Source organism: Streptomyces sp. M2CJ-2, from assembly GCF_016757295.1.
In the GTDB taxonomy this organism is placed as follows: Bacteria; Actinomycetota; Actinomycetes; order Streptomycetales; family Streptomycetaceae; genus Streptomyces.
Genome location: NZ_JAESIF010000148.1, coordinates 1 through 6,199 on the forward strand (window position 1 = coordinate 1; position 6,199 = coordinate 6,199).

The 6,199-nt window shown below is 70.0% G+C and carries 5 protein-coding genes and 3 pseudogenes; 6 read left to right on the top strand and 2 right to left on the bottom strand.

Going from position 1 to position 6,199, the window contains the following annotated elements:
• Positions 1–314 precede the first annotated feature (314 nt).
• On the top strand, positions 315–2,117 hold the full coding sequence (locus JL475_RS37770; RefSeq protein WP_202282734.1) for a sodium:proton antiporter: 1,803 nt from the start codon (positions 315–317) through the stop codon (positions 2,115–2,117).
• Positions 2,118–2,162: 45 nt separating this feature from the next.
• Here JL475_RS37770 and JL475_RS37775 read toward each other — a convergent pair.
• Positions 2,163–2,513: pseudogene (locus JL475_RS37775) on the bottom strand (DUF389 domain-containing protein); the annotation flags it as partial.
• Positions 2,514–2,584: 71 nt separating this feature from the next.
• Between JL475_RS37775 and JL475_RS37780 the strand changes: the two are divergent.
• The 5 genes and pseudogenes from JL475_RS37780 (at position 2,585) to JL475_RS37805 (ending at position 5,964) form a co-directional block, all read left to right on the top strand.
• Positions 2,585–2,935 carry an XRE family transcriptional regulator gene (locus JL475_RS37780; protein ID WP_202282736.1) on the top strand — a complete coding sequence of 117 codons (351 nt, stop codon included), beginning with the start codon at positions 2,585–2,587 and terminating at the stop codon, positions 2,933–2,935.
• A 38-nt stretch (positions 2,936–2,973) separates the two neighbouring features.
• A complete protein-coding gene (locus JL475_RS37785; protein ID WP_202282737.1) occupies positions 2,974–3,282 on the top strand; it encodes a transposase in 309 nt (102 codons plus the stop codon).
• A pseudogene (locus tag JL475_RS41815) lies at positions 3,279–3,734 on the top strand (IS3 family transposase); the annotation flags it as partial. The gene JL475_RS37785 and the pseudogene JL475_RS41815, both read left to right, overlap by 4 nt.
• Before the next feature lie 370 nt (positions 3,735–4,104).
• Positions 4,105–5,190 (top strand): glycosyltransferase family 2 protein, encoded by a 1,086-nt coding sequence (locus JL475_RS37800; protein WP_202282738.1) that lies wholly within the window; start codon positions 4,105–4,107, stop codon positions 5,188–5,190.
• Between the two features lie 246 nt (positions 5,191–5,436).
• Entirely contained in the window at positions 5,437–5,964 is a 528-nt protein-coding gene (locus tag JL475_RS37805) for a hypothetical protein (RefSeq protein ID WP_237409411.1), read from the top strand.
• On the opposite strand, the pseudogene JL475_RS40920 reads toward JL475_RS37805, so the two are convergent.
• A pseudogene (locus JL475_RS40920) lies at positions 5,942–6,199 on the bottom strand (IS256 family transposase); the annotation flags it as partial. The gene JL475_RS37805 and the pseudogene JL475_RS40920 sit on opposite strands and share 23 nt — an antisense overlap.

Consider the following 6,199-nt stretch of genomic DNA (forward strand, 5'->3'; position numbering starts at 1 on the left):
CAGTCGATCCCTCGGGAAGGTACGCCCTTCACGTGCCACTCCGAGAGCCGATCCACAAGTCATGAGCATTGCTCGGTTGGTGATCCTGCACCGCCGCGAACGCGGCCAGGCCGACAGCCGGTCCGCTCCGGCAGCTGTTCCCGGGGTCTCGGCTCCACTCGGGACCTTGAGGGAGTTCGCACCCCGCCATAAGCCCGCAAGCCCCGTGATCCCCGGAGGTCCGACGGAGATGCGAGGGGCTCCCCGCCGGGTGAGCATGGGACGCGAACGGTGAGCGAGACCGACGGGGGGAGAAGCCGGGGGAAGGGCGAGCGGTGACGACCGACGAGATCCTCTTCGGCGTGGGCCTGACCTTCGTGCTCGCGGTCGGCTCCCAGGTCGTCGCCTCTCGTGTGCGCGTGCCGGCGTTGATCATCCTGCTCCCGGCGGGGTTCGTCGCGGGGGCGCTGACCGACGACATCCACCCCGACCGGCTGCTGGGCCCCGCCTTCAGCCCGCTGGTGTCGCTCGCCGTGGCGGTGATCCTCTACGACTCCGGGCTCGGGCTCGACCTGCGCAGGCTCCGGGGGCGCCCGCGCCGGACCGTGGTCAGGTTGATCGTGGTCGGGGTGGTCCTGTCCTGGGCGTTCACCACGCTGTTCGCCGCACCCGTGCTGGGGATGTCCGCGCAGGCGGCGTTGATGCTCGGTGCGATCCTCGTGGTCTCGGGGCCGACCGTCGTCGGGCCGCTGCTCGCCTTCGTCCGGCCCGACGATCGGCTCCAGCGGATCCTCGCCTGGGAAGGCTCCCTCGTGGATCCCGTCGGGGGCATTCTGGGGGCCCTGGTCTATGCCGCCGTCCTCAACGGCGGTCATGGCAGGGGCTTCGGCCACGGGGCGGTGCAGTTCGCGGTCAGTGTCGGTGTCGGTCTGGCCGGTGCCGCCGTGGGGACGGCGGTGCTGTGGCTGTTGCTGGCCAGGCTCCGGCTCGGTGACGTGCCGGCCACCTCCGCACAGCTGGCCACGGTGATCGCGGTGGCCGCGGCCTGCGACATGGTCCGCGACGATTCAGGGCTCATCGCGGCGATCGTCATGGGGCTCGCGGTGGTGCGCCTGCCCGGTTTCGACGTGCCCGAGGAGCGCCCCTTCTTCGAGACGCTGGTTCAGTTGATCATCGGGTTGCTGTTCGTCTCCATCTCCTCCACGATCACCCCGGCCTCCTTGCGCCATGTGGTCCTGCCGGCACTCGGCCTGGTCGCGGTCCTGGTCCTGGTCGCGCGTCCGCTGGCCGTCTGGCTGGCGACGCTCGGGGCGGGCCTGTCCCGGGGCGAGCGCGGTTTCCTCGCGTGGATGGCCCCGCGCGGCATCGTGGCCGCGGCCAACGGGTCGACCTTCTCCGTCGGTCTCGTCGCGGCGGGCATCGGCGGGGCGTCGAAGATCCTCCCGGTCACCTTTCTGACGATCGCCGCGACCGTGACGCTCTACGGCCTGACAGCGGTACCCGTCGCCCGTCGCCTGGGTGTCACCCGCTCCGCCCGCGCCCGCCCCCTGCTGGTCGGTGGTGATCCGTGGGCGGTCGATCTCGGACGCGCTCTGCGATCGGCCGGGCTGGAGGTCCTGATGTGGGCGAGCTCCGAGGAACAGAGAGGGCGGATCCGGAAAGCGGGACTGGAACTGGCGCCGGGAGAGCTGCTGGCGGCGGCCACCGGACGTGGCGCCCGGCTGGAAGGCATCACGTCGGTGCTGCTCCTCACGGACGAGGACGATTTCAACGCCTTGGCGTCAACGGTGCTGCACCGTGGCGGGAGGGTTCCGGTCTACCGCTTCGGGCCGCGCAGCCGGGAGTACGGAGTCGTGGCCCCTTACGGCGGCGGTGAGACCCTGCTCGCTCCGGAACTCACCCGTCTCGCCGTCTCCCGGCGGCACGAACAGGGGGCCCGTATCGTGGCGCGGCGTTTCGACGGCCCGGTCCCGCAGGAGGACGACCTGCTGCTCCTGGTGCGTCCCGACGGCCGACTGGTGCCCGCCGACAGCGGTGGCACACCCACGCCGCAGCCCGGTGACGTCGCTGTCGTGCTCGGACCGGTGCCGGACGACCCCGCCCTCCCCCGGGAGCCTCCCGGACCCGTCCCCGGATGAGGTGAGGGGGAGGCACCGACGAGGCCCGCGCGGCAGAAGGGACGTTCATCCGGCGCCGGAGCGCCCGCCGCGTCGGCCGATACGCCGCCGGAGCGCCCGCTGGAACCTGAGCGCTGGCACGCCCACCAGGATCAACAGCACGATGTTGAGCAGGAGTTGGGCCAGGGATTCGCGATCCTGGCTCCAGCTGGAGAACGCGCAGGAGACGCCGATGTCGGCGGCGGCCGGGATGGTGGTGACCGAGATGGAAACGCCGAGCAGCGCGCTCGACCTGACCCGGGTCAGCGCCATGATGCCGACGATGCCGGCCAGTACCGCCACGACGACGGAGAAGAGATCGGGGGCGTCGACGAGTGCGGAAACCGGCCTGATGCCCAGTTCGAACGCTTTGGGCTGACGGTCAACGTGCCGATCGCCGAGGAGCGCTGCCGGGCGCATGTGACCGCTCTCGAGACCAGGGAGTACGAATGAGCACGGTCGGCTGGGAGGAGGCCAGGCGCGAGGCGCGCGAGCGGCGCGAGGCCGCCGGGCTGCCGGTGCGTTCGGTTCAGGAGAAGCAGGCGGCCATGGACAGGCTGACCGCGGAGGTGCGCGCCCACCAGCTCGCAGAGGTCCGGCGTGAGCAGGCGTTGACCCAGCGCCAGGTCGCCGCGTCCATGGGGGTCTCGGTGCCTCGCGTCTCCGTGATCGAGCACGGCGAGCTGGACCGGGCCGAGGTGGCGACACTCCGGTCCTATGTGGAAGCACTCGGAGGTCGGCTGCGGGTGGTCGCGGATTTCGGAGACGCTGAGGTTCCCCCGAGATGCGGGGAGAGGTGACAACAGGTCAGATGGGGTTCGTGAGAGGAGCTCTGACGATGCCTGCCCCGAGGAAGTACCCGCTGGAGTCGCGTGATCGTGCGGTGCGGATGTACCGCACGGCCGAGCCGCAGCCCGTGATCCGCCATACGGCCGAGGAACTCGGGGTGCATCCCGAGGCCCTGCGCGGCTGGATCCGGCAGGCCGAGGCGGATGCCGGCGAGTGGGGCGACCTGCTCACCACCGAGGAGAAGGAGGAGCTGGCCCGGCTGCGGCGTGAGGTGCGGGAACTGCGCCGGGCGAACGAGGTCCTGCGGACGGCATCGGCTTTTTCCGCCGCACAGCTCGACCCGACCCGACCCAGGTGAGAGCGTCCATCGACGAGCACCCGCAACTGGGGGTCGAGCCCGTACCCCGGGAACTGCACGTCCCCTCCTCCACCTGCTACCGCCGGCGCCAGGCCGAGACCGAGCCATGCGAACGGCGCCGCCGGGACGCCGAGCCGACCGGGCAGATCCGGCAGATCCACACCGACTCCGGCGGCACCTACGGCTCACCCCGCGTGCACGCCGCCCTGAAGCGCGAAGGCGTCCGCGTCGGCCGCCGGGGGTGCCCCCGCTTGCGGGGGAGCATCAAGCTCACGACGCGCCTGGTCAGAGCGGGAATCCAGGCATCCACGGGCGCGGCCGGCGACTCGTTCGACAATGCCCTGGCGGAGAACCTGTGGATGCTGGTCAAGACCGAGTGCCTCCGCGGCCGCGTCTTCGCGACCCGGGCCGAGGTGAACCTCGCGCTCTTCGAGTACCTCGACGGCTTCTACGCCCCCCGCCGCATCCAGAAACGGCTCGGCCACCCCAGCCCGATCGAGTTCGAGGAGAAGCACTACGCCGACCAGGCAACGGCCGAACCGGTGAACCTGAAACCGCATCAACCCAACCTGACCAGCTGGTCAGCACCTCCCGCACAGCGGGGAACCTCAGATCGACTCGGCACAGGGGGGAAGGTCCACTGCGGTCATCGCGCCGGCCGACAACAGCCTCCAGGACCGGCTCCGCAGCGAACTCGACAGCGTCAACCTCACCTTCGTGCCCGTTCTGCAGCCGCACAAGATCAAAGGAATGAATCGGACACAGTATCCTTTTCCGGGCCCCCGCTGATCCCGTCTCAGAACGACTCCACAGAAGGCACCCATGGGGAAGCATCGAAGATCGGGCCTGGAGCCCGCCGAGATCCGCAACGTGATCGCCCTGATCCCGGCCCACAACGAGGCCGACGCCATCGCGGACTCCATCCAGGGGCTGTACGGGCAGACAGTGCCCCCGCAGCGGGTCATCGTGGTCGCGGACAACTGCACCGACGCCACCGTGGCCGTCGCGGACTCCCTGGGGGCCGAGGTCTTCGAGACCCGGGGCAACCGGCACAAGAAGGCCGGAGGGCTGAACCAGGCCCTGGCCGGCCTGCTGCCCGATCTGCACGACGACGACGTGGTCCTCGTGACGGACGCGGACAGCGCCCTGGACCCCGGCTTCGTGGCCTGTGGGGTGGGACACCTCGCGAAGGGTTACGGGGGAGTGGGCGGCACCTTCCGGGGAGGACCCGGCGGGGGCTTCGTGGGTCACCTCCAGCGCAACGAGTACGCCCGCTACTCGCGGGACGTGAAGCGCCTGGGCGGCAAGTGCCTGGTGCTCACCGGCACGGCGGCCATGTTCCGGGTGCAGGTGCTGCGGCAGATCTCCCAGGCCCGCCTGAAGGGCCGTCTCCCGGCCGGGGACGGGCTCGGGGGCGTCTACGACACCTCGGTGCTCACCGAGGACAACGAGCTGACCTTCGCGGTGCTGCACCTGGGCTGTCAGGTGCTCTCGCCGGAGGGCTGCACGCTCACCACCGAGGTCATGCTGACCTGGAAGGCCCTGTGGGACCAGCGACTGCGCTGGAAGCGGGGAGCGGTGGAGAACTGCGTCCAGTACGGCCTGACGCGCATCACGTGGCGCTACTGGGGCCGTCAGCTCCTGAGCATGGCCGGCCTCCTCGTGACCGCCGTGTACATGGTGACCATCGCCTACTCCCTGGCCTCGGACTCGTTCCGCGTGCACGAGTTCTGGCTCTGGGTCTCGCTCGTCTTCGTGATCGAGCGGGTTGTGACCGTACGGGAGCGCGGCTGGAAGCGGATGCTGCTCGCCGCGTCCATGTACGAGTTGCTCTTCGACTTCCTGCTCCAGGCCTGCCACGCCAAGGCGTACCTGGACTCCGTGTTCCGCCGTGAGCGCGCCTGGTAGCAGGTCGCTTCAGAAACCGTCAGAGATCATTTCGGAGGGACCCTTGTACGACAACCCTGCAACGACTGTGGGCGGTGGGGCGTTGGCCTCTACCGGTATCGGACTGACGACCAGCGTGTGGCTGGGCCTGACGGCCTTCGCCCTGGTGGCCCTGGGAACCGCTCTGATGCGGATCGTGCCCCGGGGCCGGAGCCGCTCCTGATCGTGATCCGCAAGACGACCGTGGTGGCCCTCCTGCTCCTGGGAGTGGCCACCCTGGCCGCCTGCCACGGCTCCGAGCACGCGCCGGACTCGAAGGACACGGTGGCCGTCCAGAGCCTGGAAGGGCGAGGAACAGCCGAGCACCACCTGCAAGCGGCTGCAGCAGCGGACAGAAAGCGGTCCGTCCACGAGCGACTACGGCATCGACTTCCCGCGCAGCTCTGGGAGCACGGTCAGCCTGAGGACGACAGCGTCGTGGACATCGTCCACGTGGGTGACCACGGCACCTACCTCTTCGAAGTGCCGCATGCGGAACAGCCCACCTGCACCGATCTCCGCGAAGCGGCAACGCGCACCGCCGAGGTCCGTTTCGCAGCGGGGCGAGCGATCGACCAGATCTTCCTCGACTCTGCTTCGCTGACCGGCACCTGCGCCGGTACCCGAAGCGCCGGCTCTGAGCAGGGGAAGGGCTGTCGTCGGCTGTCGTCGTCGGCAGCCCTCGGACGGCCCAGAGACGGCCCAGGCACGGCTACGGGAACGACACCTCAGGTCATGTCCGCTGGAGTGGTGTAAAGGCGTCGGGTTGATCTTCGTCGGGACAGATCTTGCCCATGCTGCCTTCGGGGAGGTAGCGGCGGGGGAAGGCGGTCCATTCGTCGTGCATCTCGATGAGGACAGCGGTGGTGAGGCGTTCGAGAGCGCCGGGGTTGGGGGAAAATCTGGACGATGTCGACCGCGAACGGGTGACGCTTTGTGTGTCGGTGCCGCGGGCCGGTCGCGTCGGCGGCCGGTCGGCCGGCGGGCCGGT